This is a genomic window from Actinomadura sp. 7K534 (assembly GCF_004348575.1).
In the GTDB taxonomy this organism is placed as follows: Bacteria; Actinomycetota; Actinomycetes; order Streptosporangiales; family Streptosporangiaceae; genus Spirillospora; species Spirillospora livida.
In genome coordinates, this window is the sequence record NZ_SMKB01000464.1 from 1 (window position 1) to 1,688 (window position 1,688).

The following is a 1,688-nucleotide window of genomic DNA, read 5'->3' on the forward strand; positions in this document are numbered from 1 at the left end:
GTCTTGGGGCGGTGGGTGGGCGGCGTTGATAATGCGGTCGTAGAGGTGCCGCATGATCGCGTCGGGTTGGCCGCCGGACCAGGCGCTCAGTCTCATGGTGAGTTGTGCGAGGTCGGCGAGTGCGTGTTCGTTGGTGGCCAGGCCGTTGCCGGCGGCGCGTTTGAGCCGGGCGGCGATGTCGATGATCGTCTGTTCGGCCTCTTGGGCGTGGATGACGATTCCGGCGGTGCGGGTGGGCAGCGGCAGGAGCGAATCGGCCGGTTCGAGTTCGGCTGTGGTGAGGTGCAGGGCTTGGTTGACGCCGGGGATTCGTACGGTGCATTGGGCTTGGCCGTCCGGTGTCGCGGCGAGGGCGGTGATGAACCCCCGCCACAGCGGGTTTCCTGCCTTGTCGCCGGCGGGTTGTTGCCGGGGTTGGACCTGGGCGCCGAGCCGGAAGGAGTATTCGGGGGCGTGGTCGGGGCCGCCGCGGTCGATCCGCTGCTGGTGGAGTTCGGCGAGGGTGTCGTGGATGTCGAGGTCGCGGCGGTCGGCGTAGCGGGCGAGTTGCTGGAGGAAGGAGTCGATGAGCCGTTCGGCCAGCGTGGGGTCGGCTCGGTGGCTGTGGATGTGGTCGGGCAGGAGCCGGTACTGGTAGCTGTCGAGTGCGGCGGCGACGGCCTCATCGTGGTCGGGCATGCAGTACCTCCAAGTGATGGATTCCGGGTGATGGATGTGCTGGTCACATCTGGCGGGAACGTGTGCCCGGCCGCGGAGGGGCTGGGCGGCTGGGCGAGGGTGCGTGGGGTTGTTCGCGGGCCAGGCTGGCGGCGATGTCGTTGGGGAATGCGGCCGCGGCCCGGCGAGCAGCCGAGGACGGCTCGTGCAGCGTGCGGATTTCGCGGGCCTGGTGGCGGAGGTGGTGCAGCACCTGGCCGGGTTTGGTGCCCGACCAGGCCGCCAGTGCGGCCGACAGTTCGGCCAGGTCCGCCAGCACCTGCGGGTCGGCCCCGTCCTCGCCGTGTTCCGGTAGGGCGGTGATGAGGTCGATGATGAGGTCTTCGGCCTCCAGGGCGGAGAAGGCCGTTCCGTGGGTGCGGGTCATCAGCGGGGTCATGCGGGTGGCCGGCTCCAGCATGGAGGTGAGGGTGTGCTGCGGGTCGAGGAGCCCGGGGATGCGCAGCCTGCATTCGGTCTCCTCCTGCCTGGGGCCGGGTGACTTGAGTTCGGTGATGAAGCCGCGATGACGTTCTGTGGTGTGGTCGCGGAATTGGATTTCGGTGTTGAGGCGGAAGCTGTAGCGGGGGTTGGTCAGGGCGCCGCCGCGGTCGATGCGGGCCTGGACCAGGGCGTCGAGGAGGTCGACCACGTCGAGGTGGTTGCCTTCGCCGTAGTTGATGAGGTCGACGACCAGGGAGTGCAGGAGTCCTTCGGCTTCGGCGCGGTCGGTGCGGTGCCCGTTGGCCAGGTCGCCGAACAGGTGCTGCTCATAGGCGTCCAAGGCCAGCGCGGTGGCCTGCATACGTTCGGTCATGTGCGGCTCCAGTCAGCGGCTCGGACCTTGGGAAGCGGCGTCATGCGTCCCAGGCTCTTGGCCAGCGCGGAGACCGACTTGTCGCCGGTCCGGGCCAGCTCGACGGCGCGACGCCGAAACTCCGGCCGGTAAGGTGGTGGCACGAGACACTTCCTTCCCAAGTTGATCAAACTCA

At 68.6% G+C, this 1,688-nt stretch carries 2 protein-coding genes; both read right to left on the reverse strand.

From position 1 onward, the window contains the following. The coding region (locus E1266_RS37115) for a hypothetical protein (protein ID WP_132055244.1) at nucleotides 1-678 on the reverse strand (678 nt) is incomplete at its 3' end. Between the two features lie 43 nt (nucleotides 679-721). Beyond that, the gene (locus tag E1266_RS37120; RefSeq protein ID WP_132055246.1) at nucleotides 722-1,513 is read right to left on the reverse strand and encodes a hypothetical protein; all 792 of its coding nucleotides are present in this window, start codon (nucleotides 1,511-1,513) and stop codon (nucleotides 722-724) included. Nucleotides 1,514-1,688: the final 175 nt, after the last annotated feature.